A 26,354-nucleotide genomic window follows, 5' to 3' on the forward strand; every position below is an offset into this window, starting at 1 on the left:
TATGCTTTACCCGAGTGAAGAACAGCTTTACGCACCAATCGAATGGCACGATTGCAGCGGCGACTTTGTCGATATCCTCTACCATAAATCCATTGATGGGATTGCCAAAATCACCATTAACCGGCCCCAGGTACGTAATGCCTTTCGCCCGCAAACGGTAAAAGAAATGATTCGCGCGCTCGACAATGCGCGTTACGACGATGGCATCGGGACGATTATTCTGACTGGCGCGGGCGATAAAGCTTTCTGTTCCGGCGGCGATCAGAAGGTTCGCGGTGATTATGGCGGCTACCAGGATGACAGCGGTGTACACCACCTCAATGTGCTGGATTTCCAGCGCCAGATCCGTACTTGTCCAAAGCCGATTGTCGCTATGGTGGCGGGCTATTCCATCGGTGGTGGACATGTTTTACACATGATGTGCGATCTGACCATTGCGGCAGATAACGCCATCTTCGGTCAAACTGGCCCCCGCGTCGGTTCCTTTGACGGCGGTTGGGGCGCGTCTTACATGGCGCGCATCGTCGGTCAGAAGAAAGCGCGTGAAATCTGGTTCCTGTGCCGTCAGTACGATGCGGCGCAAGCGCTGGATATGGGGCTGGTGAACACAGTGGTTCCGCTAGACGCCCTGGAAAAAGAGACGGTGCGCTGGTGCCGCGAAATGCTGCAAAATAGCCCGATGGCGCTGCGCTGCCTGAAAGCGGCACTCAACGCGGACTGCGATGGTCAGGCAGGTTTGCAGGAGTTGGCGGGTAACGCCACCATGCTGTTCTACATGACGGACGAAGGTCAGGAGGGCCGCAACGCCTTCAATGAAAAACGCCAGCCAGATTTCAGCAAATTCAAACGGAACCCATAATGCGCCGAGTCACGCTTTATCGCTATCGCGTACCGATGGATGCGGGCGTGGTGTTGCGCCATCAGCGCCTGAAAACCCGCGATGGCCTTATCGTGCGTCTACAAGATGGCGAACGGTTAGGCTGGGGGGAGATTGCGCCGTTGCCGGAATTCAGTGTGGAAACGCTGGCGGAGGCAGAATCAGCCGCGCTTGAACAACTGCCATCGTGGGTGGCAGGGCAGGCCTTTTCTGACGATCTTCCGCCGTCTGTTGCGTTTGGATTGAGCTGTGCGCAGGCCGAGTTGGATCAGCATTTACCGCAGGCGGCCGACTACCGTAATGCGCCATTGTGTAATGGCGATCCCGATGCGCTGTTTGCGATGCTACAGGCGATGCCGGGCGAGAAAGTGGCAAAGATCAAAGTCGGCCTGTATGAGGCGGTGCGTGATGGGATGATCGTTAACGTATTGCTGGAAGCGCTGCCGGATTTGAAACTTCGTCTGGATGCGAATCGTAGCTGGACTGGTGCCAAAGCGCAGGCATTCGCTCGCTACGTCACGCCGTCATTACGTCCACGCATCGCTTTTCTCGAAGAACCGTGTAAAACCCGCGAAGAATCGTGTGCGTTTGCGCGGGAAACCGGTATCAATATTGCCTGGGACGAAAGCGTGCGCGACGCGGATTTCCGCGTGGAAGCGGAGTCGGGAGTCAGTGCGATCGTTATCAAGCCTACGCTGATTGGTAATCTCGCGCGCTGCCAGCGACTGGTGCAGGAGGCGCATCGGGCGGGGTTAACGGCGGTGATCAGTTCCAGTATTGAATCCAGCTTGGGGTTAACACAGCTCGCGCGCCTGGCGCACTGGCTGACGCCAGATACGATCCCCGGTCTGGACACGTTGGATTTAATGCAGGCGCAGGTGATTCACCCGTGGCCGGGCAGCGCATTGCCGCTGTTGGCCACGGAACAGCTGGACATGATATGGCAATCCTAACTGACTGGCCGTGGCGCCACTGGGCTAACCAGTCTCCTGACACTGTTGCGCTAATCGACGAAGACACCCATTGGCGCTGGCGGGCGCTTGCAGAGCAGGTGGATCGTTTGGCGGTGGCGTTCGCGCAGCAGGGCGTTCGCGCCGAGAGTACGGTCGCGTTATGTGGAAAAAATAGCCTACAGATGCTGTGCAGCTATCTGGCGCTATTACAGTGCGGCGCACGCGTGCTGCCGCTGAATCCGCAGTTGACGGAAGCGCTGACGTCGGTATTGCTGCCCGCGCTTAACATAGAGCGGGGGCTGAATCTGAATGAGCAACGCGGGCTGGATTCGGTTGACGCGCTTTATTTGCCGTCTGAGACGTTAGCTCCTCCTCTTTCCGCTGACTATCGTGATACTCATCGAGTCCATTGGCAGGCGGAACGGCTGGCGACGCTAACGCTGACATCCGGTTCCAGCGGAATGCCCAAAGCTGTCGCGCATACCTATGCCGCCCATCTTGCCAGCGCGGAAGGTGTAGTGCGGATGATGGCATTTTCTTCCGGTGATAGCTGGCTGCTGTCACTCCCGCTCTTCCACGTTTCCGGGCAGGGCATCGTCTGGCGCTGGCTGGTTACCGGCGCGACGATAGTGGTACGCGCGCACCAGCCGTTAGACAGCGCGCTGCGCGGTTGTTCTCATGCCTCTCTGGTGCCGACGCAATTATGGCGGTTGCTGACGCAGAAGACCGTTCCTACCACATTGCGATCCGTTTTATTGGGCGGGTCGGCGATCCCTCATGCACTGACGCAGCAAGCGGAAGCGCAGGGCGTGCGTTGCTGGTGCGGTTATGGACTGACGGAGTTGGCATCCACCGTTTGCGCCAAGCGAGCTGACGGGCGCTCTGGCGTCGGCATGCCGCTGCAAGGCCGGGAAATCAAGCTGGTGGAGGAAGAGATTCTGCTGCGTGGCAGCACGTTGGCGGCGGGTTATTGGCGTGACGGTGCGCTGATTCCATTGGTGGATGGCGATGGCTGGTTCCACACGCGGGATCGTGGCGTGTTTGCCGAGGGCGAGTGGCATATTTTAGGGCGGCTGGATAATCAGTTTTTTAGCGGCGGAGAAGGCATTCAGCCGGAGAATATTGAAGCGGTGCTGTTGACGCATCCCGATATTCAGCAAGCCTGCGTCGTCCCCGTTGAAGATGTCGAGTTTGGCCACCGTCCCGTGGCGGTATTGGCAGTGGCGCAAACCACGACGCTGGAGGCGGTGCGCGAATGGTTGCAGCCCCAACTCGCCGGTTTTCAGCGCCCGGTCGCCTACTACGCAATGCCGGATGAATTACGTCATACCGGGATAAAAATCTCTCGCCAGCACGTTAAAATGTGGGTGAGCCAAAAACATGACGCTAGCAAGGCGTGAGGAGAACCTCACGCCTGTTGCGGCTACTTGCCTAATGCTTTTGCGACGCCTGCGCCATAGGCCGGGTCGACAAGATTAAACAACGCGATCTGCCGTTGCTGAATGGCTTCTGGCACCTGCGATAGCTCTTCTGCAATACGCTTGAACATGCGTTGATGCTCTTCTTCACTTAGCAGAGCAAACAGTGCGCGGGGCTGGCTGTAGTAGTCGTCATCTTCGCGATGATTCCAATGATCGGCAGCGCCATCCAGGGTCAGAGGAGGTTCGCTAAAGTCAGGCTGCTCCTGAAACACACCGAAACTGTTGGGCTCGTAAGTTGCGCCATTGCCGCTGTTGCCATCAACGCGCATCGCGCCATCACGGTGGTAGTTATGGAATGGGCATTTGGGGCTATTCACCGGGATTTGATGATGGTTTACGCCTAAACGATAGCGTGCCGCGTCGCCGTAGGAGAACAGACGCCCTTGCAGCATTTTGTCGGGTGAAAAACCGATGCCGGGCACGACATGCGCAGGGTTAAACGCAGCCTGCTCTACTTCGGAAAAGTAGTTGTCGGGGTTACGGTTTAATTCAAAGTAGCCTACGTCAATCAGGGGATAATCGCCATGCGGCCAGACTTTGGTCAGATCGAAGGGGTTATATGGCACCTTGGAGGCTTCCGCTTCCGGCATGATTTGTATTTTCAGATGCCAACGTGGAAAATCCCCATTTTCAATGGCGTTAAACAGATCGCGTTGCGAACTCTCGCGATCTTTTCCCACTAACGCTTCTGCTTCCTCATCCATCAAATTTTTGATGCCTTGCTGACACAGCCAATGAAATTTCACCCAGAAGCGTTCATTCGCGTGGTTAATAAAGCTGAATGTATGGCTACCGAAACCGTGCATATGACGAAATGAAGCGGGTAATCCCCGGTCACTAAAATCGATGGTTAACTGATGTAGCGCTTCTGGCAAATGGGAAAAGAAATCCCATTTGTAGGTAGGATTGCGCAAATTAGTACGAGGATCGCGCTTGACGATATGGTTGAGATCCGGGAATTTTAGCGGATCGCGGAGATAAAAAACGGGGGTATTGTTACCGACCAGATCCCAGTTGCCCTCTTCGGTATAGAAACGTAAAGCAAAGCCGCGAATATCGCGTTCCGCATCTGCCGCTCCCCGTTCTCCGGCGACGGTGGAGAGCCGCACGAACATTTCGGTTTGTTTGCCAATTGCGGAAAAAATTTTCGCTCGGGTATAACGCGTAATATCGTGGGTGACGGTGAAGGTGCCATAGGCGCCGGACCCTTTGGCATGCATGCGCCGTTCAGGAATGACCTCACGATCGAAATGCGCCAGCTTTTCCAGATACCAGACATCTTGCAATAGCATGGGGCCGCGAGGGCCTGCTGTGACTACGTTATTATTATCAACCACCGGTGCGCCGGCTATGGTTGTCAGTTTTTTCTTGTCCATCATTGCTTCCTTCATTTGTGCTAATGAGTACGCCGATAGTAATACTATTGTACATGGTGTGGTTTTTAGCCAAAAAATCGGCACATCTTGTCGAGAGGCATGCGCTTTTTTAACGTCATGTGGAAAAAAACGGTGATGTTTCGCGACAACTTGATACTGGAGTGAAAGAGAGATTCGGGTAAAATCGTTATCGATAGCACCTTTACACGCGCGATTAACGACGGTTTTAAGGATATTAAAAATGAAGAAATTTGTGATTGCCTGCGTCGGAGGCCTATGGCTTGCCAGCGCTTCAGCCTATGCGATAAGCGTTAGCGGCGAAGCGGGGCGCGACTATGCGGGTGCCAGCGCGGGCTTCGGCATGGGCATTCCAGGGCTGGCAGGTAATGTGAGCTATGCCCACGGCGATAACGATAATGATGTATACGGCTTTGGCCTGGGATACACGCTCCCGCTTGGCGTACTCAAGCTGACGCTGGGGGGCAAAGCGCTATATCTGAATCAGGACCATGGCGATGATGGTTATGGCGTGGCGTTAGGCGGTGGTGTGCAGTGGCCGCTGAGCCGTCAGTTCTCACTGTATGGCGAAGGGTATTATTCTCCCGATGCATTCTCCAGCCATGTCGATCACTATGTTGAAGGGAAGGCGGGCGTTCGTTGGCAGGTATTTGCGCCGTTGAGCGTTGACGTTGGTTATCGTTACATCAATATGGCTCACGAAAATGGGCCCGATAACCGACTAGCGGATTCCGCCTATGTTGGCATAGGGCTGAACTTCTGACCATGTTCACCTATCGATGTCAGCGCCTATGGAGACATGACATTGTCACCAATCGGTTGCTTAAATGAATGAGATAACATGATTGAAAGAAAAGCGCATGGATAACTGCATCCACGCGCTTTTTTATTTTAAAGTGGTTTCAGGATCGTCATGAGGAATAAAAAATGCTTAGGGTCGAGATGTTATGTACCGGTGATGAAGTGCTGCATGGACAGATTGTTGATACCAATGCGGCCTGGTTAGCGAATTATTTGTTTGAGCAGGGATTACCGATGGCCAGCCGGATGACGGTGGGCGACGATCTTGATGCGCTGGTGACTGCCATCACGCAGCGTAGCCAGATAGCCGATATTCTGATTGTAAACGGCGGTCTGGGCCCGACCAGCGACGATCTCAGCGCATTGGCGGCGGCCACGGCCGCTGGAGAAGAACTGGTAGAGCATGGCGAGTGGCTGGAGCGTATCGAAGCTTTCTTTGCCGAACGCGGTAGAGTGATGGCACCCAGCAATCGCAAACAAGCGCAAATTCCCGCCAGCGCAGAACTCGTCGATAATCCGGTTGGCACCGCCTGCGGTTTTGCGTTGCACTTGAATCGGTGTCTGATGTTTTTTACGCCGGGGGTGCCGTCTGAATTTAAGGTGATGGTCGAGCAGCAAATTATGCCGCGTTTGCGTGAACGTTTTGCTATTGCCGAGCCTCCCCTCTGTCTGCGTTTGACGACCTTTGGTCGTTCAGAGAGCGATTTGGCCAGCCAGTTGGATGGCTTGGCGTTACCGCCGGGCGCGGTGCTGGGCTACCGATCTTCAATGCCGATTATCGAGCTGAAGCTGACTGGCCCCGCAGCCCAGCAGGAAAAGATGGCACAGATCTGGGAGACGGTGCGTAGCGTGGCGGGGGAAAACGCTATATTCGAGGGCACGGAAGGGCTTCCAGCTCAGCTTGCACGGCGTCTGACCGAACGGCATAGCACGTTGGCGGTAAGCGAGCACTTTACGGCGGGGTTGCTCAACTGGCAGCTTCAGTCGGCGAATACGCCGCTAGTGGGTGGGGAACTGCTAGCACACGTTGAGGACGCCAGCCTGCCAGCGCTGGCGGATTATGCTCGTCATCTGGCGGAACGTCAGGGGGCGTCATTAGCGCTGGTGGTGGGGCGTCGGAATGAGGCGGAACTGTCATTAGCGCTGCATACGCCGGAAGGAACTTTCGCCCAAACGATACAGTTCAACGTACAGCGCTATAGCCTGAAAACGCATCAGGAAGTCGTGGCGATGCTGGCGATGAACATGCTGCGTCGCTGGCTAAATGGCTGGTCAGTGTACGGCGGGCACGGCTGGATCACGGTGTTGAAGACGCTGTAGTCAGCGGGGGATTGAGGGGCTCTGCCTAGCTATATTTCTATTCGGCTTTCTGGGGAGTTTCGTGCGCGATGATACCGTTATTTTCATGCTACCACGTAGCACGCGCCCGACGAGGGACGGCTCAAACGCCGCTCGCCCCCAGGCTTTTCGGCGGAAATTATGCCGCTAACGCGGTGCCTTCGTCGGCATCAGGCTTAATGGACCGCTTGCGACACGTTTACTCGCCCCATAAACGGGGCTCGCCCTTCGGGCCAGCACAAGTGCTGTTCAAAAACGTCTCTGACGTTTTTGTCCGACGAGGCGCAAGCTTTCGCCGCGTCCTGCGGCTCATCCTAAGTCTGCTATCTCCTCAGCATAATTTTTTACGCCGAGTTAGCACGCCCGAAACCATCACATGAATCTAGCATAAGCCTATAAGCCTATAAGCCTATAAGCCTATAAGCCGATGGCTAATGCTTACCTGCAAATAAAAAGGCCAGAATTAAGGTTCTGGCCTTTTTCACAAGAGAATTAATATAGCAACGAATAGAGTTGCCGACGGTAGCGGGCGGCGAGCGAATCGCCGGTGCCGAGGGCGGCCATGATGTCCATCAGCGTTTTACGTGCATTACCCTTTGCCGCGGTTAAATCTTTTTTCAGGAATCCCATCAACAGTTCAAGCGCTTCTTCGTTACGACCAACCTGATGCAGTTGTAGCGCCAACTGAACCGCCAGATCCGCATTTTGGGGATCGGCGGACAGTTGCTGCTGCAAATGCTGAATTTCTGGCGTATCCGCCGCTTTTTTTAGTAATTCAATCTGCGCGATGAGACTGTGATAATGAGTATCTTGATCTTGTAAAGGAATGGTTGCTAACACGGCTTCCGCGTCTTCACTGCGTTTGACTTGGATTTGCGCTTCCGCCAGCATCAAACCAATATCGCTACGCTGTTGGCTAAGCTGCCAAGCTTCTTTCAGCAAATGTATCGCTTCCGGCAGCTTATTTTCCTGAATCAACTGCTGCGCCTGTGCGACTTTTAGCTCTTCTTCTTTCGGCAATGCGCGTTTCAATAATTCACGAATAGCGTCTTCCGGCTGCGGCCCCTGAAAGCCATCCAGCGGCTGCCCGTCCTTGAACAGATAAATGGTTGGGATCGAACGTAGGCCAAATTGGGCGGCGACGCGCTGTTCGGTATCACAATCCACCTTTGCCAAAATAAATTGCCCGGCGTACTCCTGCGCCAGTTTGTCCAACACCGGATCCAGTTCCAGGCAGTGCTGACTACGCGCCGACCAGAAGTAAAACAAGACAGGGAGTGTTGTGGAGTGTTCCAGAACCTGATGCAGGTTGGATTCGTTAACGTCAACGGCAGTCGCTTGTTGTTCTAGCATGAATGTTCTCTCTTACTTCCTGAATTTGATTGATCTTTAGATGGGGCTTGCGAGCGCAACTTACAAGCCCGTGCCGTGGTATGCGTATAATCCGCTACTTTCTGCTACCTTACTTTCGTAATATGCTATCGAGCAGCTGCCCCGGAAGAAGACGGCGCAGCCAGGTCAAGGTATGAGCGACCAGCGTTACGGGATAGCGTAGTTGGGGTCGTGAACTTTCCAGCGCATGATGGAGTTTAGGTAATATTGCTTCTGGCGGCAGCGCGAAATGTTTGGCAATGCCGGGATTGGTGACCGGTTTATCGGTTTGCGTTTGCGCCACGTTATCAGTAAAACGTGTTTTGATTGGACCGGGTTCGATAAGGCTCACATGCACTCCGCTGCCGTGCAGCTCCATGCGTAATGCATCCGACCAGGCTTCCAGCGCATATTTACTAGCGGCATACGCACCGCGTCCCGGTGTTGACACCAGTCCCAACACGGAACTCGTCTGGATGATGCGGCCTTCGCCGTGCGGCAGCATGGCGGGGAGCAGCAACTGCGTGAGCTGATGTGCGCCGAATAGATTGCTGGAAAACTGCCGTTCGAGCTGCTGGCGTGAAACGGTGTTAAGCGGGCCGTACAAGCCGTATCCGGCGTTATTGAACAAACCATAAAGGCGGTTGTTGGTCAACCTAATCACCTCCGCCGCGGCCCGTTCTACGCTGGCATGATCATCGAGATCGAGCGCTATCGCGTCCAGCCCCAGCGTGGTCAGCCGCGTGACATCCTCTGCGCGGCGGCAGGCCGCAATCACACGATAGCCGCGTTTTTGCAGATCCTGTGCGGCAACTAAGCCAATACCGCTAGAGCACCCGGTGATGAAGACCGTTTTTTGCATAACTTTACCTAATTCAAAAGCCTATTTATTCAGACTCATGGTTAACTAAGGGTTCCAACTGCTTCGCCATCCATTCCGCGATAAACGGTTGGGCATCCCGAGTCGGATGGATGCCATCTTCCTTCATCCACTCCGGTTTAAGATACACTTGCTCCATAAAGAAAGGCAGCAACGGAAGCGCAAACTGCTCCGCCAATTTGGGGTAGAGATTGCTGAATGATTCGATGTAGCGACGGCCATAGTTGGGCGGCAAACGAATCTGCATTAATAGCGGTTGAGCATTAGCCTGTTTGACCAGCGTGATGATCTGCGCCAGATTCTGTTCGATAGTGGGCACCGGGAACCCCCGTAGACCATCATTGCCGCCGAGTTCAATCAACACCCAACGTGGCTGATGTTGTTCCAACAAAGCAGGAAGACGCGCCAAGCCCTGTGCGGCGGTGTCACCGCTAATGCTGGCGTTAACCACCGCAATGCCTTTCTTCTGTGTTTGCCACTGTGTGTTCAACAGCGTTGGCCAGGCGTTAGCGACCGGCATTTGGTAGCCCGCACTAAGGCTATCGCCCAGAATTAATAATGTGTCAGCGGCGAAAGCGCGTACGCTGCATAATCCCAGAAGCAAAAGGACGAAAACATGTTTGCGAAGACCAGCCCAGCGAGTGCTACGCCAAGCAAAAGTACACCTGTAGAAAACATTCTTGAAGTTCATCATCTTAGTAAGCACGTTGGTCAAGGAGATAATCGGCTTTCCATCCTTACCGGAGTTGAGCTTATTGTCAAACCTGCGCAGACCATTGCCCTGATCGGGGAGTCTGGTTCGGGTAAATCGACCCTATTGGGGATTTTGGCCGGACTGGATGATGGCACCGAAGGTAACGTTACTCTGATGGGGCAATCGCTGAACGCATTGGATGAAGAAGGCCGTGCGGCGCTACGCGCCCAGCATGTCGGTTTCGTGTTTCAGTCTTTTATGCTGGTACCGACGTTGAATGCGTTGGAGAATGTTCAACTGCCTGCGTTGCTGCGCGGTGAAAGCGATAGCCATAGCAGGACACAGGCCGAGCAGCTTCTCCAGCAACTTGGCTTAGGGAAGCGCTTACATCATCTTCCGGCTCAGCTTTCCGGTGGCGAACAACAACGGGTGGCGCTGGCACGCGCATTCAGTGGCCGTCCTGACGTCTTATTCGCTGATGAGCCGACTGGGAATCTGGATCGTCAAACCGGTGAGCGCATCGTTGATTTGTTGTTCTCCCTCAATCGCGATTATGCCACCACGTTAATTTTAGTGACCCATGATGAGCAATTGGCAGCCCGCTGTGAGCGACGCCTGCGCTTGGTGGATGGCAAGTTACGGGAGGACGCATGATCTGGCGGTGGTTTTGGCGCGAATGGCGCTCTCCTTCATTATTAATTGTATGGCTGGCGTTAACGTTGGCGGTGGCTTGCGTATTAGCCTTAGGCACTATCAGTGACCGCATGGAGAAGGGGCTCAGTCAGCAGAGCCGGGATTTTCTGGCGGGCGATCGTGTACTCCGCGCTGCACGCCCTGTTGCAGAGGAGTGGCTTCAAGAAGCGCAGAAACGTGGCCTGACGCTCAGTCGGCAAATTTCTTTTATGACCATGACGTTCGCGGGCGATACGCCTCAGTTGGCGCGGGTCAAAGCTACCGATCGGCGCTATCCGCTGTATGGCAATTTGCAGACGCGCCCTGAAGGGCTGCATGCAGAAGCGGGGACGGTGTTGGTGGCGCCGCGCCTGCTCGCGTTACTCGGGCTGAAGGTCGGCGACATGCTTGATGTCGGCGATACGTCACTGCGTATCAGTGGCGAGCTGATTCAGGAGCCAGATTCCGGCTTCAATCCGTTCGATACCGCGCCGCGTATTCTAATGAGCCTGGATGATGTCGAAAAAACCGGGGCGATTCAGCCTGGCGGGCGCATTACCTGGCGCTACATGTTTTCCGGCAATGAACAGCAGATTAGTGCATTCAGCGACTTCATCAAGCCACAACTTAAGCCCGATCAGCGCTGGTATGGCATGGAAGATTCCGAAGGCGCGCTAAGTCAATCATTAAAGCGGTCGCAGCAGTTTCTATTGCTATCGGCGCTGCTGACGTTGCTGTTGTCTATCGCGGCAGTGGCGGTGGCGATGGGACACTATTGCCGTAGTCGTTACGATCTCGTCGCCATTTTGAAAACGCTGGGTGCGGGAAGACAGGCGTTAAGGCGCTTAATCATTGGCCAATGGCTTTCCGTGCTCGGTCTGGCGGCGGTGTGCGGTAGCGTGCTTGGTCTGGGGTTTGAGGCGCTGTTAATGAAAATGCTGGCGCCGGTGCTGCCCGCTGTACTGCCCGCCTCCGGGCTATGGCCGTGGGCGTGGGCGCTGGGGTCGCTGGTGCTGATCTCGCTGTTGGTTGGTCTTCGCCCCTATCGACTGCTGCTGGCGACACAACCGCTGCGTGTGTTGCGTCAGGATGTGGTGGCGAATGTGTGGCCGCTACGCTATTACCTGCCGGTTGTCCTGATTATTGTCGTTGGCCTACTGGCCGTGCTGTCTGGCGGCGGGGTACTGCTATGGTCGCTGCTCGGTGGCATGGCGGTGCTATCGTTCCTGTTAGGTGTTATTGGCTGGGGCGGGCTACTGCTATTACGGCGGTTGACGGTTAAACGATTGGCGCTGCGTCTGGCCATTAATCGCCTGTTGCGTCAGCCGTGGTCCACGCTCAGCCAACTCGCCGCTTTTTCGCTGTCCTTCATGCTATTAGCGCTGCTACTGGTAATGCGCGGTGATTTATTGGAGCGCTGGCAACAGCAGTTACCGCCGGGCAGTCCGAACTATTTCCTGCTGAACATCGCGACGGATCAGGTGCCGCAGGTGAAGGAATTTCTCGATCGGCATGATGTGATGCCGGAACATTTTTACCCGATTATTCGCGCGCGGTTGACGAAGATCAATCAGCAGATTGCGACGGAAGTGATCCATGAGGACGATCCGGGAGGCAACACGGTAAACCGGGAGCTGAATTTAACCTGGATGAATGGGATCCCGCCGCACAACATACTGGTGGAAGGCGAGGCGCCGAAAGCCGGCGAAGTCTCGATGGAAGAGAAAGAAGCCAAAGAGATGGGGATCAAAATTGGCGATACGCTGACCTTTACTGGTGACACACAGCCCTTTAGCGCTAAGGTAACGAGCTTCCGCCAGGTGGATTGGGAAAGCCTGCGTCCAAACTTCTTCTTTATTTTCCCGGTAGGGGCGTTGGATAACCAGCCGCAGTCCTGGCTGACCAGTTTCCGCTACGATGGCGATGAAAAGTTGATCGCGCAGTTGAATCGCCAATTCCCGACAATCAGCGTGCTGGATATCGGCAGTATTTTGCGTCAGGTTGGGCAGGTGTTACAGCAAGTCAGTCGGGCGCTGGAAATTATGGTCATTCTGGTATTGTTCTGCGGCGTGTTACTGTTGTTGGCACAGATTCAGGTTGGCATGCGTCAGCGGCGTCAGGAATTGATGGTTTACCGCACGCTAGGCGCGGGATTGCGCCTGTTGCGCACCACACTATGGTGCGAGTTTGCCGTGCTGGGATTGGTCGCGGGAACGGCAGCGGCGATCGGCGCAGAATCGGCGCTGTGGCTATTGCAACGTAAGGTGTTCAACTTTGCCTGGGAACCCAATATTACGATGTGGGTAACGCTCCCGCTAATCGCCGCATTTCTCCTGTCGCTCTGCGGCGGCTGGATAGGCCTGCGGCTATTGCGTGGTAAGGCCTTGTTCCGGCAGTTCGCGGGTTAAATTGCGTATAAGAATACGCAATTTTCTCTGAGACGAATTGCTATGCAAACACAGAGAAAGTTTCGTGCGCAGTACCGCCGCCACGTTTATGCAAAACCTTATAAGCGCCCGACGCAGGGCGCTCAAGCGCCGCAGCCCTGCGAACCCTGGCTTCTGGCTAAATTATGCCGCTACGCGGTTCCATCGGTGTTCATGACCGCTAACCGAGCCGCCAGTGACGCGTTCCCGACGCGGCACTGGCTTTCGCGACGTCCTGTCGCTCACTCGGCGGTCAAGCTCACCGCTGCATAATTTTTGATGCCGGATAACAGAGGAAATCTATCTTTTTACCTTACTGGCTGATAGAACTTCCCGGTGCTTCGCCGCCAATACCCGTCACGCTTTTGTGTTTCGCCAGATATTGGTGCTGGAAAATGCACATACGGATTGTATTGCGGTATTCACCGTTGATGAAAAACTCGTGGATCAGTTCGCCTTCCACTTCAAAGCCTAGCTTGCTGTAAATATGGATCGCTTTGTTGTTTTCCTTGTCCACAATCAGATACAGCTTGTAGAGGTTTAATACCGAGAAGCCGTAATCCATCGCCAGTTTGGCCGCCGCGCTGGCATAGCCGTGGCCTTGATAAGCGGGATCGATAATGATCTGAAATTCTGCGCGACGGTGGATGTGGTTAATTTCCACCAGTTCAACGAGGCCGACTTTGGTTTGCTCGTGTTCAATAATGAAGCGTCGCTCGCTCTGATCATGAATATGTTTGTCGTATAGATCGCTAAGTTCGACAAAGGCCTCATAAGGCTCTTCAAACCAATAACGCATCACGCTGGCATTGTTATCCAACTGATGAATAAAAGTGAGATCGTCTCGTTCCAGCGGCCGTAGCCGAACGGAACTGCTCGTACTCGACATCGTCAATCCTTATAAAGAAGAGAAATATGAACCTTTATTATCAGGAGTCCGCGGACATGGCAATGCCATTACAGACAAGGAGAGTGTCAGACTCTAGCGCAGAGCCTGACGAAATGATGAGAAATGAGCAGAACTGGCTTATCCAGCCGTATAGCCCTGCGGGGGAATGCGCACGCTATCCAGCCAGGCTTCGTTATCACGCATGACCAGCCTACCGTTCAGAAACCAGTTGACGACCATTGGATAAATCGTGTGCTCGCGCGATTTAACGCGCTGGCTCAGGCTCTCCTCGGTATCGTCGCTCAAAACGGACACTTTTGCTTGCAGAATGAGCGGGCCGCCATCCAGTTCATCGGTGACGAAGTGTATTGATGTACCATGTTCACGATCGCCATTTTCCAGCGCCTTGCGGTGCGTGTGCAGCCCAGGATATTTAGGCAGCAGAGAAGGGTGAACGTTAAGCATTCTTCCCGCGAATTGCGCGACAAATTCTGGACTGAGAATCCGCATATAGCCCGCCAGAGCCACCAGCGCTGGTTCATACTTCTCTATTTCGTTTGCTAGCGCCGTATCAAACGCGGCGCGATCGGCAAAATCATCAGGATTCAGGACGCAGGTAGGAATCCCGGCATGCCGCGCGCGTTCCAACCCGTATGCTTCCGCATTATGGCTGAATACGGCGGCAATTTTTCCTTTAACGCGTCCGTTCTTACAGGCGTCAATTAACGCCTGTAAGTTACTTCCATGACCTGAAATCAGCACCACAATGTTTTTCATTAGTTAATAACCACTGCGTCTCCGGCATCGGTTTGAGTAATGACGCCGATTTTCCATGCATTCTCACCGCTGCGATTAAGCAATGCGACGGCTTCATCTGCCCGTTCGGCTGGCAGTGCGATAATCATACCAACACCACAGTTAAACGTGCGATACATTTCGTGGCGGCTGATATTACCAGCCTGTTGCAGCCAGTTGAAAACCGCTGGCCATTGCCAACTGGATTCGTCGATAGTCGCCTGCATGCCTTCTGGCAGCACACGCGGGATATTTTCCCAGAAACCGCCGCCGGTCAGATGACAAATCGCATGGACGTCCACTTCCTCAATCAGGGCGAGTATGGATTTCACGTAGATTTTGGTCGGCGCCAGCAGGTGATCGGCCAGCGGCTTGCCTTCTAGTTCGAATTGCTCTGGATGAACGTTGCTCACTTCAAGCACTTTGCGCACCAGAGAATAGCCGTTTGAGTGTGGGCCGCTGGATGCAAGCGCGACCAGAACATCGCCGTTCTGAACTTTGCTGCCATCGATAATGTCTGCCTTTTCTACAACACCGACGCAGAAACCGGCAACATCGTAATCTTCGCCGTGATACATTCCTGGCATTTCAGCCGTTTCGCCACCGACCAGCGCACAGCCTGATTGTTTACACCCTTCAGCGATACCGGTGATTACGCTGGCAGCCGTATCGACATCCAGTTTGCCCGTCGCGTAATAGTCGAGGAAAAATAACGGTTCAGCGCCCTGAACAACCAGATCGTTTACGCACATCGCAACCAGATCGATACCGATCGTGTCATGGCGTTTCAGATCCATCGCCAGGCGCAGTTTAGTGCCGACTCCGTCAGTGCCGGAAACCAGGATCGGTTCGCGGTATTTTTGCGGTAAGGCGCACAAGGCACCGAAACCACCCAACCCACCCATAACTTCCGGGCGACGAGTTTGTTTCACTACACCTTTAATACGGTCTACCAATGCATTACCCGCATCGATATCCACGCCTGCGTCTTTGTAGCTGAGAGAGGTTTTGTCGGTCACTGCTGAGTCCCCACGAAGGTTACGGATTGTGTTCAGAAAGCATACTGTAGTAAAAATAATGCGCGGCAATTCTAACAGCGTAGGCAATCGTTTGCGAGCGATGCGTCATCGGCTGACTGCATTTCGTTGAGGACAACAATTTCTTTTTGGGGTTGATCTGGATCAGACTTAATCATATGGCGCTCTATATAAAAGGCGGTATAATCCGGCGATTTTTTTACGACGGGCTTTTATGTCCGCCTGGCGGGCCGCCATAGCGGTGTTTAAAATGCGTTTGACATTTTTGCCCGCCCACTAGCCGATGGGGAGAGAGTAATGAAGATCGTCGAGGTGAAACACCCACTCGTCAAACATAAACTGGGTTTGATGCGTGAGAACGATATTAGCACGAAGCGTTTTCGTGAACTGGCTTCCGAAGTGGGAAGTTTGCTAACTTACGAAGCCACGGCCGATTTGGCTATTGAGAAAGTTACCATTGATGGCTGGTGCGGTCCGGTGGAAATTGATCAGATCAAAGGCAAGAAAATCACCGTCGTGCCGATTCTGCGTGCTGGCCTGGGGATGATGGAAGGCGTACTGGAAAACGTCCCCAGTGCGCGTATTAGCGTGGTTGGTATCTATCGCAATGAAGAAACGCTGGAACCTGTGCCTTACTTCCAGAAGCTGGTGTCCAATATCGAAGAGCGTATGGCGCTGGTGGTAGATCCGATGCTGGCTACCGGTGGTTCCATGATCGCGACCATCGATCTGCTGAAAAAAGCAGGCTGCCACAGCATTAAGGTACTGGTATTAGTCGCCGCTCCAGAAGGGATTGCCGCGCTCGAAAAAGCTCATCCGGATATTGAGCTTTACACGGCGTCCATTGATAAAGGTCTCAACGAGCACGGCTATATTATGCCGGGGCTGGGTGATGCGGGCGATAAAATATTCGGTACTAAATAGCTGACAAGCCGACGTGATAGTCGGCTTTTTTATGGATGTGGGCCGACCCATTCCTAAGGTTCGCTGCCGCCTGTGTTACGTCACAGGCGGCGTCCTTGTGACATTAACCGCCACAACTCTCTTGCCCCATTCCTATGGGTGAGATGAATCCGGCAGTGATAAGACGTGCGGGTATTCCTGCAAAATAAATAGCCATACTACAGAGGATATTAAAGATGACTCGTCGCGCCATCGGAGTGAGTGAACGCCCTCCCTTGCTACAAACTATCCCGTTGAGTTTCCAACATCTGTTTGCGATGTTTGGCGCTACCGTGCTGGTTCCCATCCTATTTAAGATCAATCCGGCAACCGTATTGTTGTTTAATGGCGTGGGCACATTACTTTATTTATTCATTTGCAAAGGAAAGATTCCGGCATATTTAGGGTCGAGCTTTGCGTTTATTTCTCCGGTCTTACTGCTGTTGCCGCTAGGGTATGAGGTTGCGCTGGGCGGATTCATCATGTGCGGCCTGTTGTTCTGCGTGGTGGCGCTGATCGTTAAGAAAGCGGGCACTGGCTGGTTAGATGTGCTGTTTCCACCGGCGGCAATGGGGGCGATCGTTGCGGTGATCGGTTTGGAACTGGCGGGTGTTGCGGCGGGGATGGCCGGGCTACTGCCTGCCGATGGCGCCTCCGTCGATTCTACCGCGGTGACGATTTCACTCGCGACGTTGGCGATTACCATCCTGGGATCGGTCTTGTTTCGCGGATTTATGGCGATTATCCCAATATTGATCGGTGTACTAGCGGGTTATGCGCTGTCATTCGCGCTTGGCGTGGTGGATTTAACGCCGATTCGTGAAGCGCACTGGTTTGCGATGCCGACGTTTTATACGCCACGCTTTGAATGGTTTGCCATTCTGACGATTTTGCCGGCGGCGCTGGTGGTGATTGCCGAGCATGTTGGGCATCTGGTCGTGACGGCGAATATCGTCAAGAAAGATCTGATGCGCGATCCGGGTCTGCACCGTTCTATGTTCGCTAACGGCATTTCTACCATGCTGTCTGGTTTCTTTGGTTCCACCCCGAATACGACTTATGGCGAGAACATCGGTGTGCTGGCAATAACCAAAGTGTATAGCACCTGGGTAATCGGCGGCGCGGCGGTCCTGGCGATTTTATTGTCTTGTGTGGGCAAACTGGCCGCCGCGATTCAGGCAGTACCGGTTCCGGTTATGGGCGGTGTGTCACTGCTGCTGTATGGCGTGATCGGTGCATCGGGTATCCGCGTGTTGATTGAATCCAAAGTGGATTACAACAAGGCGCAAAATCTGATCTTAACCTCTGTCATTTTGATCATTGGCGTGAGTGGAGCAAAAGTGCATCTGGGCGCTACGGAACTGAAAGGCATGGCGCTAGCAACGGTAGTGGGTATTGGCATGAGTCTGGTGTTTAAGGTTATCAGCCTGTTCCGCAAAGAGGAAACGATCCTCGATGCGCCGGAAGAAGACGGCTCGCGTCCGTAATTCGTACCCGTACCATGCTCTCTGTTGAGGTAGCGAGCAGCGCATCCTCAACAGAGGTGGGTTTCTGTGATAGACTCAATCCGGTTTCCTGCCCGTTTTGCTAGAGGTGATTCTGAACACGCCGGCGCAACTTTCATTGCCACTGTATTTACCCGATGACGAGACTTTTGCCAGTTTCTATGCGGGTGAAAATGCGTCTCTGCTTGCCGCGCTTAATAATGCTTTGCATCAGGAACATGGCAGCTATATCTATTTCTGGTCGCGCGAAGGCGGTGGGCGCAGTCATTTGCTGCATGCCGCCTGTACCGAACTGTCGCGTCAGGAACGCGCGGTGGGTTATGTGCCATTAGATAAACGCGCTTACTTTGTGCCGGATGTACTGGAAGGCATGGAGCAACTGGCGCTGGTCTGCATCGATAACATCGAAACAATCGCGGGTGACGATGAATGGGAAATGGCGGTGTTTAATCTCTATAACCGTATTCAGGAAACCGGGCGTACCCGATTGCTGATTACCGGCGATCGTCCACCGCGCCAGTTGCAGTTACATTTACCTGATTTAGCGTCTCGCCTTGACTGGGGGCAGATATATAAATTGCAACCCCTATCAGATGATGAGAAGGGGGAAGCGTTACAGCTACGAGCCAGGCTGCGTGGGTTTGAATTGCCCGAAGATGTCAGTCGTTTTTTGCTCAAGCGGCTGGATCGTGAAATGCGCACGTTGTTTATGACGCTCGATCAGCTTGACCATGCCTCGATCACCGCTCAGCGCAAGCTGACCATCCCTTTTGTGAAAGAGATCCTCGGGTTATAAATAACGCCTCTTAGTAACCCTCGCTTTTCAAGCAGGTGGTTTACTGTGGCAGAATATCCAACACCTGCTCCGGCGGACGACCAATGCGCGCCTGACCGCCTGCTACAACGATGGGGCGTTCAATGAGTTTCGGGTTATCGACCATCGCCTGGATTAACTGGGCTTCCGTTAGCGAAGGAGCCGATAGCGCTAACTGGCGATATACCTCTTCTTTGGTTCTCATTAATTGGCGTGCGCTAGAAAAGCCTAATTGTCGAACGAGTTGAGCTAGCGTTGCGGCATCGGGCGGCGTGTCGAGATAGAGCACGATGTTAGGCGTAATGTTCCTTTCCTGTAGCAGCGCCAGTGTTTCACGACTTTTAGAACAGCGGGGGTTGTGATAGATCGTCACGGATGCGCTGGTAGACGAGTGTGTCATGGTCATGCCTCTTATCAAGATTTTTGGTATTGACGAAAGCGCTGCTGCAATTGGCGAAGCTGATCGATGCGAGCATCGTAGCGCGCCTGCTCCAGGCTACCCAATTTAACCAGCGAGCTCGCATTGCTCAGTAGCCGGATCGCCTGATCGAGTTGGCCACTGAGCGCGAGGCTTTCTGCGCGTGCGGCTAGTTCCTCCGCCCGTTGCCCTTGGGCTGCCGCGGCTTGCGCCAGTAAATCCCAGCCGTTGGTATCATCAGGGTGTGCGTAGGTGTAGCGGTACAGAATTCTGCTGGCGGCAGCGGGCTGCTTCCCTTCCACATAAGCATTCGCCAAATTAAGCTGAAGTACGGGGTTACTCTGCATATCCGGCACGCTTAGTAAGCGGCTAATCGCCTGTGACGCGCGGTGTTGCCCCAAATCGATATCCGTCATGAGATCGACAAACCATGGGTTTTTAGGCGCTTTGTCGAGCAGAGGTTGCAGCACATTACGCGCCTCATCGTACTTCTTAGCCTGGTAAAGCTGAATCGCTCGTCCGTACTTTGCTGCCAGTTGCTCCCGCACGTTACCTTTCTCCCATTGCACCAGCAGATCGTTATTCTGCGGACGATCGGATGAACCGTACATACCAAAGACGCGTATTTTGGCGAAGAAGAAATCCTGAGAAGACTGCACGGGTGTTGAGCGCATCTGGTTAGCGCGATTGCGGGCGTCCGACAAACGGCTTTCGGGCAATGGGTGTGTCAGCAATATTTCCGGTGGTTTTGATGCATAACGCGATTGGTCAGCCAGCTTTTGCAGGAAATTTGGCATAGCTTGCGGATCAAATCCCGCACGCTGTAAGACTTGAATCCCGATACGGTCCGCCTCTTGCTCATTTGCCTGCGTAAAGGTAATCATCCCTTGCTGCGCACCGGCCATTGTACCGCTGAGCGCAGCCATCCCTAACTGCGGGTTGGCCATCGCCAATAAGATAGAACCGAACGCGCCGACCCAGGTGAGCGGGGCGTTACGCTGCTGTGATTCCATACTGCGAGCCAGGTGGCGCTGGGTAACATGAGAGATTTCATGCGCTAGCACAGAAGCAAGCTCGCTTTCGCTATCGGAATAACGAAACAGCGAGGAATGTAACACCACATTACCGCCAAAAAAAGCAAAGGCATTGATGTCATCATTCTGGATCAGATAAAAATGAAACGGCGTGCGTACCGAATTGGCCTGTTTGACCAACCGGTTACCCAGTTGGTTAATATAAGCCGACAGTAGCGGATCGTTGATCAGCGGTGCGCCTGCCCGCAACTGGCGGACATAAAAATCCCCCATCGCCAGTTCCTGATTGATACTGAGCGTACCACCTGCTGTGGTGCCAATCTCAGGCAGCCGATCCTGTGTGTCGGCCTGTACGGGGAGTAGGTTGCTAGCCAGTAATGCTCCCAACAGGACGGGCATGACCGTTTTTCTTAACTGAATAGGCATACAGAAGATAACCTTATCAACAAAAGCTAACGTGAACGCATTCTGCAACTATCTTAGCCAGCGATAGCAGACAAAGAAATGCCCGGGCGGGAAAAACGTGGAGAAGAGGGCGAATAACTAGGAATACCGACACCTGTTACGGTGCCGGTATGACAATCGCGAATCAGGCGTTTTTCAGATAATCGAGAACGATCTCGTGGTGATTACTGGTTTTGAAATCATCAAAAACCTTCTCTACCTTGCCATTTTCATCAATCAGGAAACTGATACGATGAATGCCATCATACGTTTTCCCCATGAAGGTTTTTTCTCCCCAAACGCCAAAACTTTCCGACACGCGGTGATCTTCATCAGACAGCAGCGTGAAATTTAAGACTTCTTTCTCAACAAAGCGGGACAGCTTTTCGGGTTTGTCTGTACTAATACCGAGAACGTCTACACCATATTTTTTCAGCTCGTCCATGTTATCGCGCAGGCCACAGGCTTGAACGGTACATCCGGGTGTCATCGCTTTAGGGTAAAAATACACCAACACTTTCTGTCCCTGGAAGTCGGTTAAATTTACTTGTTCGCCATCCTGGTCGGGCAAGCTAAATTTCGGTGCGGTATCACCGGCTTTCAGTGTGTTCATCACGACTCTCCGTCTTATTTCTCTTTTATGCTGTGGATAAACCCATAATTTTGCAACATGATGCTACTGGGCATAGTTAACGACGCTAATACTGCCTTGTGCGTTCAGTTCTGTACATAGCTGATGAAAGGCTGGCTCAATAATTGATCTATCCAGCGTGGCAAAACTGTGCGCGGCAATCTGAATATACAGCTGTGGCGGTTCGCCGCCCTTTGCCGGCTGCGTTTTGGAAACCAGCTCAGCGATGTTCAACTGATGAGCGTCGAACAAATGGGTAAAACGCTCAATAATATGAGGAGAGTCGGCAACGTCAACCTTTACCCGGACGGTAGACGGTGTTGGCTGGCTGACGTGAGACTCCGTTCGCTTCATTACGATCAATAAATCCATCTCCGCCCCTTTCAGCGGTAGGGTTGACTCAATCAGCGTTATGGCGTTCCAGCTACCGGACAGCAACATAATGAAAGTGAACTCTTTGCCCAGCATAGCAAGACGGCTATCTTCGATATTACAGCCACAGCTACTGACATGGCGGGTAATCGCATTGACAATACCGGGGCGATCAACGCCCAGCGCGGTAATGACCAGATAGTGTTCCTGTGAGTGTGGCAACATCATGCGTCCTGTTTTTTTTTCCCCTTAATCACATGGTAAACATAAAAAATTGCCTGGAGCAATTTTTAACGCCGCTTGCGGCGGCCCGAAGGGCGGCGGGCAGGGATAGCCCGCCGTAAAAAAGCCTGGAGCAATTTTTAACGCCGCTTGCGGCGGCCCGGAGGGCGGCGGGCAGGGATAGCCCGCCGTAAAAAAGCCTGGAGCAATTTTTAACGCCGCGCGTCGTAAAACCGCAGAAGGATTTTTAATTCCGTTCCCTGCGTCATAAAAAAACCTGCGTCAGGTGCCGACTACGCCCTTGTCCGCTTGCTTTTGCATAGAGGTCAAAAGTACCATGAAGCACTTGTTTGTGGAGGGGATGGTCAATGTTTACGGGAAGTATTGTTGCGTTGGTTACGCCGATGGACGCCAAAGGCGCCGTCGATCGGGCGAGCTTGAAAAAATTGATTGATTATCATGTCGCTAGCGGGACATCGGCGATAGTTTCTGTCGGTACGACGGGAGAATCCGCCACGCTAAGCCATGAGGAACATGGCGATGTCGTACTGCTAACGTTAGAATTGAGCGATGGACGTATCCCTGTCATTGCCGGAACGGGCGCAAATGCTACCGCCGAGGGCGTCTCTCTGACTAAACGTTTTCACGGCACTGGCGTTGTGGGCTGCCTGACGGTGACGCCGTACTATAATAAACCAACGCAGGAAGGCCTATACCAGCACTTCAAAGCGATTGCCGAGCATACCGATCTGCCGCAAATCCTGTATAACGTCCCTTCCCGCACCGGCTGCGACATGCTGCCAGAGACTGTCGCTCGCTTGTCTGAAGTAAAAAATATTGTCGCAATTAAAGAAGCCACGGGGAACTTAAGTCGTGTTAGCCAGATCCAAGCACTGGTGAGCGAAGATTTCATTTTGCTGAGTGGCGATGACGCCAGCGGACTGGATTTTATGCAACTCGGCGGTAAAGGCGTGATCTCCGTAACGGCAAACATTGCCGCACGTGAAATGGCGGAACTGTGTCGGCTTGCAGCGCAGGGCCAGTTTGCCGAGGCGCGTCGTTTGAATCAGCGCCTGATGCCTCTGCATAAGAAATTATTTGTTGAACCCAATCCTATTCCGGTGAAGTGGGCCTGTAAGGAATTGGGACTTATCGCGACCGATACGCTGCGTTTGCCGATGACGCCGTTGACCGAATCCGGTCGCACGGTGGTGGGGCAAGCGCTTAAGCAAGCAGGTTTGCAGTAACCGTTAGGGAGATTTAATGCGTTATTCATTACAAAAGTCGATGGTGGCGAAAGTTGTTGGCCTGTCATTCGTGATGTTGCTTGCAGCCTGTTCCAGCGATCAGCGTTATAAGCGTCAGGTCAATGGCGATGAATCCTATTTGCAGACACCGGCGCCGCATGCGTTGAATACGCCCGCCGGAATGATTTTACCGGTGCAGAATGGGGATTATGACATACCGGCGGTCACCTCAAAGGGGGCGATCGGCAAGGCGCTGGATATTCGTCCTCCGGTACAGCCATTGGCGTTGTTGAATGGTTCGCGCACCCAGATCTCAGGCGATACCGCGACGCTGATGTTAGAAAACAGCGCGCAAAATAGCCAACTTTGGCCGCAGGTTATCCGCGTGTTGCAAGATAACGCATTTACGATCGCCGACCGTCAGGATGCCAGTCAAACACTGACGACGGGTTGGATACCCTGGCCGCGTGAAGATGAAGCCATACCGTACCAGGGACGTTATCAGATTTCCGTGCAGCAGCAAGGCTATCAGGTTGCGTTGATTGTGAAACTGTTAGGCCTACAACTCAACGGTCAGCCCGTGACGACGCCAGATCAGACTCAGCGCTATGCTGGCCTGATGCTAAATGCATTGAGTAATGGTTTGGATGCTCAAGCCACAGCGCGTGAAAACGCGCTGGCAAATCGTACCGTTGGTTCGCTGGATGTGCAGAGCGGCGCAGATGATACGGGGCTCCCGCTGCTGATTGTGCGAGGTACCTATGCGGTAGTGTGGGATCGTTTACCTGCCGCGCTGGATAAGATCGGTATGAAAGTGAACGATCGTAGCCGCCCGCAGGGGTCGGTCTCTGTCACATACCGTGCACCAAGCGACGGTACGTGGGATGATTTAGGCGCCAAAAATCCTGAATTGCCTAACGGTGATTACAAATTGCAGGTCGGCGATTTAGATAACCGCAGCAGTCTGCAATTTATCGATGCTAAAGGGCATACGCTAACCCAGTCTCAGAATGATGCGCTGGTGGCTGTATTCCAGGCGGCGTTCAATAAATAACTCATAAATCAGGGTCGGATAATCCGACCCTTCTTCATTCAACCCTTTCTACCCGAATGAACGGGCGCTATCAGCGACAGTTCGGGAAAGCGTTAAATCTCGGGTCGTATTTTTTGACCCTCACTGTGTGGAGTAATTAAAGATGCAAAAGCTAGCTGAGCTGTATCGTGGAAAGGCGAAAACCGTCTACACCACCGAAGATCCCGATCTACTGGTGCTGGAGTTCCGCAATGATACATCAGCAGGAGATGGTGCGCGCATTGAGCAGTTTGACCGCAAAGGCATGGTGAATAACAAGTTCAACCATTTCATCATGAGTAAACTGGAAGAAGCGGGCATCCCAACCCAAATGGTGAGTTTACTCTCTGATACTGAAGTATTGGTAAAAAAGCTCGACATGGTGCCGGTTGAGTGTGTGGTGCGCAACCGCGCGGCGGGATCGCTGGTAAAACGTCTGGGCATCGAGGAAGGGATTGAATTAAACCCGCCGTTGTTCGATCTGTTCCTGAAAAACGATGCGATGCATGATCCGATGGTGAATGAATCCTACTGCAAGACGTTCGGCTGGGTGAGCGAAGAGAATCTGGCTCGTATGAAGGAACTCAGCTACAAAGCGAACGACGTGTTGAGCAAACTGTTTGGCGACGCCGGGCTGATTTTGGTCGATTTCAAGCTGGAGTTTGGTCTGTTCAAAGGCGAAGTCGTGCTGGGAGATGAGTTCTCACCAGACGGTAGCCGCCTGTGGGACAAAGCAACGCTGAACAAAATGGATAAAGACCGCTTCCGTCAGAGCCTGGGTGGCTTAATTGAAGCCTATGAAGAAGTCGCGCACCGTATCGGCGTAAAATTAGACTAACCGCGCAATCGTTTACCTTCAGCCTGTCGAATCGTGTTGATTCTGTCAGGCTGTCTCCAATCCTAACACCTTATTGCTGTTTCCATTCCCTCTTGCACTAAATCAAACGCAGGGCGCACTGCTGAAGCGCATCGCGGTGCTTATATCCGTGCTCCGACAACCGGTTTGTCGATTGATCCGGTCCACATTACCGCCGTATTTAAGAATTAATCCTTAATTAACAATGTATTGCTTTTTTTATTGGCATTTTTCCCGCATCGCCAATTTTTGGCGCGTTTTCTGCATTAATTCCATTACCACATACACTTGTTCGTTATAGCGGAAATGGAGTGAATTATGTTCAATGAAAAATGGGGTAACGGTAAAGCCAATTGGATGACGGGATGTTTGTTCGCGGCAACCGTCTTTAGTTGTGTCACGCAAGCGCATGCTGCAAAACTGGATGACGTACTGGAACGCGGCTATTTGGTTGTGGGGACGTCAAGTACGAATGCGCCGTGGGGTTTTCAAGGCGCGGATGGTCAGTTGCAAGGTTTTGATGTTGATATTGCACGCATTATTGCGAAAGGGCTGTTCAATGATGCCAGTAAAGTAAGGTTCGTCCAGCAATCGTCGGATGCCCGCGTGCCGAATCTGATGACGGATAAGGTCGATTTAACCTGTCAATCAATGACGGTGACGGCACAACGGGCGCAGCAGGTAGCATTTACCATTCCTTACTATCGTGAAGGGGTCGCGTTATTGCTGTTGGCAAGCAGTGAACATCAGCAGGTCGCAGACATGAATGCGGCGGGAAGCGATCTGAATGTAGCGGTATTGCAAAATGTATACGCTGAAGAATTGGTTCATCAGGCGTTGCCGAAAGCCAATGTCCTGCAATATGAAAGCGTCGATTTAATGTACCAGGCGCTCAATTCTGGGCGTGCGGATGCGGTCGCTACGGATCAGGCCTCGGCGAAATGGCTAATGGTGCAGACACCGGGGCGTTATCGCTCGCCGGATTATGCATGGAGCCCGCAGTCCTATTCTTGTGCGATGAAACGTGGCGATCAGGATTGGCTTAACTTCGTTAACACGGTGTTGCATGAATCAATGGTGGGCGTCGATTTTGCTGACTATGCGGCGGCCTATAAAAAATGGTTCGGCGTCACGCTGAATACACCTCAGATTGGTTTCCCCGTTGAATATAAATAAGCATGATTGCGCC

The 26,354-nt window shown here is 53.1% G+C and carries 26 protein-coding genes; 15 read left to right on the top strand and 11 right to left on the bottom strand.

Annotated elements, in window-relative coordinates:
* The first annotated feature begins 1 nt into the window (after nt 1).
* The 3 genes from menB to menE are packed head-to-tail and all read left to right on the top strand — an operon-like array spanning nt 2 to nt 3,230.
* Nucleotides 2-859 carry a 1,4-dihydroxy-2-naphthoyl-CoA synthase gene (gene menB, locus RFN81_RS04885; protein WP_264498042.1) on the top strand — a complete coding sequence of 286 codons (858 nt, stop codon included), beginning with the start codon at nt 2-4 and terminating at the stop codon, nt 857-859.
* Nucleotides 859-1,830: an o-succinylbenzoate synthase gene (gene menC / locus RFN81_RS04890; RefSeq protein WP_264498043.1), complete on the top strand. Its 972-nt coding sequence runs from the start codon at nt 859-861 to the stop codon at nt 1,828-1,830. The genes menB and menC overlap by 1 nt, the downstream gene beginning before the upstream one ends.
* Nucleotides 1,818-3,230, top strand: coding sequence for an o-succinylbenzoate--CoA ligase (menE, locus tag RFN81_RS04895; protein WP_264498044.1), 1,413 nt, complete (start codon nt 1,818-1,820; stop codon nt 3,228-3,230). Before menC ends, menE begins: the two co-directional genes overlap by 13 nt.
* Before the next feature lie 23 nt (nt 3,231-3,253).
* Here the strand turns inward: menE and RFN81_RS04900 are convergent, their stop codons facing one another.
* Nucleotides 3,254-4,690 carry a catalase gene (locus tag RFN81_RS04900; protein WP_264498045.1) on the bottom strand — a complete coding sequence of 479 codons (1,437 nt, stop codon included), beginning with the start codon at nt 4,688-4,690 and terminating at the stop codon, nt 3,254-3,256.
* A 238-nt stretch (nt 4,691-4,928) separates the two neighbouring features.
* Between RFN81_RS04900 and RFN81_RS04905 the strand changes: the two genes are divergently transcribed.
* Nucleotides 4,929-5,468, top strand: coding sequence for a YfaZ family protein (locus RFN81_RS04905; RefSeq protein ID WP_264498046.1), 540 nt, complete (start codon nt 4,929-4,931; stop codon nt 5,466-5,468).
* A gap of 164 nt (nt 5,469-5,632) precedes the next feature.
* Nucleotides 5,633-6,826, top strand: a complete 1,194-nt coding sequence (locus RFN81_RS04910; RefSeq protein WP_264498047.1) for a nicotinamide mononucleotide deamidase-related protein YfaY — start codon at nt 5,633-5,635, stop codon at nt 6,824-6,826.
* Nucleotides 6,827-7,336: 510 nt separating this feature from the next.
* Here RFN81_RS04910 and RFN81_RS04915 read toward each other — a convergent pair.
* The 3 genes from RFN81_RS04915 to tesA form a co-directional block, all read right to left on the bottom strand.
* Nucleotides 7,337-8,197: a thioredoxin family protein gene (locus tag RFN81_RS04915; RefSeq protein ID WP_264498048.1), complete on the bottom strand. Its 861-nt coding sequence runs from the start codon at nt 8,195-8,197 to the stop codon at nt 7,337-7,339.
* Between the two features lie 109 nt (nt 8,198-8,306).
* A complete protein-coding gene (locus RFN81_RS04920) occupies nt 8,307-9,077 on the bottom strand; it encodes an SDR family oxidoreductase (RefSeq protein WP_264498049.1) in 771 nt (256 codons plus the stop codon).
* 25 nt (nt 9,078-9,102) lie between these two features.
* Nucleotides 9,103-9,789, bottom strand: coding sequence for a multifunctional acyl-CoA thioesterase I/protease I/lysophospholipase L1 (tesA, locus tag RFN81_RS04925; protein WP_319800192.1), 687 nt, complete (start codon nt 9,787-9,789; stop codon nt 9,103-9,105).
* Between tesA and ybbA the strand changes: the two genes are divergently transcribed.
* Genes ybbA through RFN81_RS04940 form a run of 3 tightly spaced genes read left to right on the top strand, consistent with a single transcriptional unit; the run spans nt 9,712 to nt 13,160 of the window.
* Nucleotides 9,712-10,443 carry a putative ABC transporter ATP-binding protein YbbA gene (gene ybbA / locus RFN81_RS04930; protein ID WP_264498050.1) on the top strand — a complete coding sequence of 244 codons (732 nt, stop codon included), beginning with the start codon at nt 9,712-9,714 and terminating at the stop codon, nt 10,441-10,443. The two genes, tesA and ybbA, sit on opposite strands and share 78 nt — an antisense overlap.
* The gene (gene ybbP, locus RFN81_RS04935) at nt 10,440-12,869 is read left to right on the top strand and encodes a putative ABC transporter permease subunit YbbP (RefSeq protein ID WP_264498051.1); all 2,430 of its coding nucleotides are present in this window, start codon (nt 10,440-10,442) and stop codon (nt 12,867-12,869) included. The genes ybbA and ybbP overlap by 4 nt, the downstream gene beginning before the upstream one ends.
* A gap of 42 nt (nt 12,870-12,911) precedes the next feature.
* Entirely contained in the window at nt 12,912-13,160 is a 249-nt protein-coding gene (locus RFN81_RS04940) for a hypothetical protein (protein WP_039554379.1), read from the top strand.
* Nucleotides 13,161-13,200: 40 nt separating this feature from the next.
* Here the strand turns inward: RFN81_RS04940 and speG are convergent, their stop codons facing one another.
* The 3 genes from speG to purM form a co-directional block, all read right to left on the bottom strand.
* A complete protein-coding gene (gene speG, locus RFN81_RS04945; protein WP_264498052.1) occupies nt 13,201-13,776 on the bottom strand; it encodes a spermidine N1-acetyltransferase in 576 nt (191 codons plus the stop codon).
* Nucleotides 13,777-13,914: 138 nt separating this feature from the next.
* Nucleotides 13,915-14,553 carry a phosphoribosylglycinamide formyltransferase gene (purN, locus tag RFN81_RS04950; protein WP_264498053.1) on the bottom strand — a complete coding sequence of 213 codons (639 nt, stop codon included), beginning with the start codon at nt 14,551-14,553 and terminating at the stop codon, nt 13,915-13,917.
* The gene (purM, locus tag RFN81_RS04955) at nt 14,553-15,590 is read right to left on the bottom strand and encodes a phosphoribosylformylglycinamidine cyclo-ligase (RefSeq protein ID WP_264498054.1); all 1,038 of its coding nucleotides are present in this window, start codon (nt 15,588-15,590) and stop codon (nt 14,553-14,555) included. Before purM ends, purN begins: the two co-directional genes overlap by 1 nt.
* Before the next feature lie 315 nt (nt 15,591-15,905).
* Between purM and upp the strand changes: the two genes are divergently transcribed.
* The 3 genes from upp (at nt 15,906) to hda (ending at nt 18,851) form a co-directional block, all read left to right on the top strand.
* Entirely contained in the window at nt 15,906-16,532 is a 627-nt protein-coding gene (gene upp / locus RFN81_RS04960) for a uracil phosphoribosyltransferase (protein WP_264498055.1), read from the top strand.
* Nucleotides 16,533-16,747: 215 nt separating this feature from the next.
* Nucleotides 16,748-18,037: a uracil permease gene (uraA, locus tag RFN81_RS04965; RefSeq protein WP_264498056.1), complete on the top strand. Its 1,290-nt coding sequence runs from the start codon at nt 16,748-16,750 to the stop codon at nt 18,035-18,037.
* 106 nt (nt 18,038-18,143) lie between these two features.
* Complete coding sequence (gene hda / locus RFN81_RS04970; protein WP_264498878.1) at nt 18,144-18,851, top strand: DnaA inactivator Hda; 708 nt, start codon at nt 18,144-18,146, stop codon at nt 18,849-18,851.
* Between the two features lie 40 nt (nt 18,852-18,891).
* Here hda and arsC read toward each other — a convergent pair whose 3' ends face one another.
* From arsC to RFN81_RS04990, 4 genes are all read right to left on the bottom strand, one after another.
* Nucleotides 18,892-19,269, bottom strand: a complete 378-nt coding sequence (gene arsC, locus RFN81_RS04975) for an arsenate reductase (glutaredoxin) (RefSeq protein ID WP_264498057.1) — start codon at nt 19,267-19,269, stop codon at nt 18,892-18,894.
* A gap of 14 nt (nt 19,270-19,283) precedes the next feature.
* Nucleotides 19,284-20,747, bottom strand: a complete 1,464-nt coding sequence (locus RFN81_RS04980) for a tetratricopeptide repeat protein (RefSeq protein WP_264498058.1) — start codon at nt 20,745-20,747, stop codon at nt 19,284-19,286.
* Nucleotides 20,748-20,910: 163 nt separating this feature from the next.
* On the bottom strand, nt 20,911-21,378 hold the full coding sequence (bcp, locus tag RFN81_RS04985) for a thioredoxin-dependent thiol peroxidase (RefSeq protein ID WP_264498059.1): 468 nt from the start codon (nt 21,376-21,378) through the stop codon (nt 20,911-20,913).
* 63 nt (nt 21,379-21,441) lie between these two features.
* Nucleotides 21,442-21,993 carry a glycine cleavage system transcriptional repressor gene (locus tag RFN81_RS04990; protein ID WP_264498879.1) on the bottom strand — a complete coding sequence of 184 codons (552 nt, stop codon included), beginning with the start codon at nt 21,991-21,993 and terminating at the stop codon, nt 21,442-21,444.
* Between the two features lie 365 nt (nt 21,994-22,358).
* Here RFN81_RS04990 and dapA point away from each other — a divergent pair, with 365 nt between their 5' ends.
* The 4 genes from dapA to RFN81_RS05010 all read left to right on the top strand — a co-directional run bounded on the left by dapA (nt 22,359) and on the right by RFN81_RS05010 (nt 26,341).
* Nucleotides 22,359-23,237 carry a 4-hydroxy-tetrahydrodipicolinate synthase gene (dapA, locus tag RFN81_RS04995; protein WP_264498060.1) on the top strand — a complete coding sequence of 293 codons (879 nt, stop codon included), beginning with the start codon at nt 22,359-22,361 and terminating at the stop codon, nt 23,235-23,237.
* A gap of 16 nt (nt 23,238-23,253) precedes the next feature.
* Nucleotides 23,254-24,291 (top strand): outer membrane protein assembly factor BamC, encoded by a 1,038-nt coding sequence (gene bamC / locus RFN81_RS05000; protein WP_264498061.1) that lies wholly within the window; start codon nt 23,254-23,256, stop codon nt 24,289-24,291.
* A 142-nt stretch (nt 24,292-24,433) separates the two neighbouring features.
* Nucleotides 24,434-25,147, top strand: a complete 714-nt coding sequence (gene purC, locus RFN81_RS05005; protein ID WP_264498062.1) for a phosphoribosylaminoimidazolesuccinocarboxamide synthase — start codon at nt 24,434-24,436, stop codon at nt 25,145-25,147.
* Between the two features lie 336 nt (nt 25,148-25,483).
* A complete protein-coding gene (locus RFN81_RS05010) occupies nt 25,484-26,341 on the top strand; it encodes a transporter substrate-binding domain-containing protein (protein WP_264498063.1) in 858 nt (285 codons plus the stop codon).
* The last annotated feature ends 13 nt before the right edge of the window (nt 26,342-26,354 follow it).

Source organism: Pectobacterium cacticida (assembly GCF_036885195.1).
GTDB classification, from domain to species: domain Bacteria; phylum Pseudomonadota; class Gammaproteobacteria; order Enterobacterales; family Enterobacteriaceae; genus Pectobacterium; species Pectobacterium cacticida.

Excerpts from the sequence above, each read along its gene's own strand:
- menB (WP_264498042.1), top strand. The coding sequence starts at position 2 with ATGCTTTACCCGAGTGAAGAACAGCTTTACGCACCAATCGAATGGCAC.
- menC (WP_264498043.1), top strand. The coding sequence starts at position 859 with ATGCGCCGAGTCACGCTTTATCGCTATCGCGTACCGATGGATGCGGGC.
- menE (WP_264498044.1), top strand. The coding sequence starts at position 1,818 with ATGGCAATCCTAACTGACTGGCCGTGGCGCCACTGGGCTAACCAGTCT.
- RFN81_RS04900 (WP_264498045.1), bottom strand. The coding sequence starts at position 4,690 with ATGATGGACAAGAAAAAACTGACAACCATAGCCGGCGCACCGGTGGTT.
- RFN81_RS04905 (WP_264498046.1), top strand. The coding sequence starts at position 4,929 with ATGAAGAAATTTGTGATTGCCTGCGTCGGAGGCCTATGGCTTGCCAGC.
- RFN81_RS04910 (WP_264498047.1), top strand. The coding sequence starts at position 5,633 with ATGCTTAGGGTCGAGATGTTATGTACCGGTGATGAAGTGCTGCATGGA.
- RFN81_RS04915 (WP_264498048.1), bottom strand. The coding sequence starts at position 8,197 with ATGCTAGAACAACAAGCGACTGCCGTTGACGTTAACGAATCCAACCTG.
- RFN81_RS04920 (WP_264498049.1), bottom strand. The coding sequence starts at position 9,077 with ATGCAAAAAACGGTCTTCATCACCGGGTGCTCTAGCGGTATTGGCTTA.
- ybbA (WP_264498050.1), top strand. The coding sequence starts at position 9,712 with ATGTTTGCGAAGACCAGCCCAGCGAGTGCTACGCCAAGCAAAAGTACA.
- tesA (WP_319800192.1), bottom strand. The coding sequence starts at position 9,789 with ATGATGAACTTCAAGAATGTTTTCTACAGGTGTACTTTTGCTTGGCGT.
- ybbP (WP_264498051.1), top strand. The coding sequence starts at position 10,440 with ATGATCTGGCGGTGGTTTTGGCGCGAATGGCGCTCTCCTTCATTATTA.
- RFN81_RS04940 (WP_039554379.1), top strand. The coding sequence starts at position 12,912 with ATGCAAACACAGAGAAAGTTTCGTGCGCAGTACCGCCGCCACGTTTAT.
- speG (WP_264498052.1), bottom strand. The coding sequence starts at position 13,776 with ATGTCGAGTACGAGCAGTTCCGTTCGGCTACGGCCGCTGGAACGAGAC.
- purN (WP_264498053.1), bottom strand. The coding sequence starts at position 14,553 with ATGAAAAACATTGTGGTGCTGATTTCAGGTCATGGAAGTAACTTACAG.
- upp (WP_264498055.1), top strand. The coding sequence starts at position 15,906 with ATGAAGATCGTCGAGGTGAAACACCCACTCGTCAAACATAAACTGGGT.
- uraA (WP_264498056.1), top strand. The coding sequence starts at position 16,748 with ATGACTCGTCGCGCCATCGGAGTGAGTGAACGCCCTCCCTTGCTACAA.
- arsC (WP_264498057.1), bottom strand. The coding sequence starts at position 19,269 with ATGACACACTCGTCTACCAGCGCATCCGTGACGATCTATCACAACCCC.
- RFN81_RS04980 (WP_264498058.1), bottom strand. The coding sequence starts at position 20,747 with ATGCCTATTCAGTTAAGAAAAACGGTCATGCCCGTCCTGTTGGGAGCA.
- bcp (WP_264498059.1), bottom strand. The coding sequence starts at position 21,378 with ATGAACACACTGAAAGCCGGTGATACCGCACCGAAATTTAGCTTGCCC.
- RFN81_RS04990 (WP_264498879.1), bottom strand. The coding sequence starts at position 21,993 with ATGTTGCCACACTCACAGGAACACTATCTGGTCATTACCGCGCTGGGC.
- dapA (WP_264498060.1), top strand. The coding sequence starts at position 22,359 with ATGTTTACGGGAAGTATTGTTGCGTTGGTTACGCCGATGGACGCCAAA.
- bamC (WP_264498061.1), top strand. The coding sequence starts at position 23,254 with ATGCGTTATTCATTACAAAAGTCGATGGTGGCGAAAGTTGTTGGCCTG.
- purC (WP_264498062.1), top strand. The coding sequence starts at position 24,434 with ATGCAAAAGCTAGCTGAGCTGTATCGTGGAAAGGCGAAAACCGTCTAC.
- RFN81_RS05010 (WP_264498063.1), top strand. The coding sequence starts at position 25,484 with ATGTTCAATGAAAAATGGGGTAACGGTAAAGCCAATTGGATGACGGGA.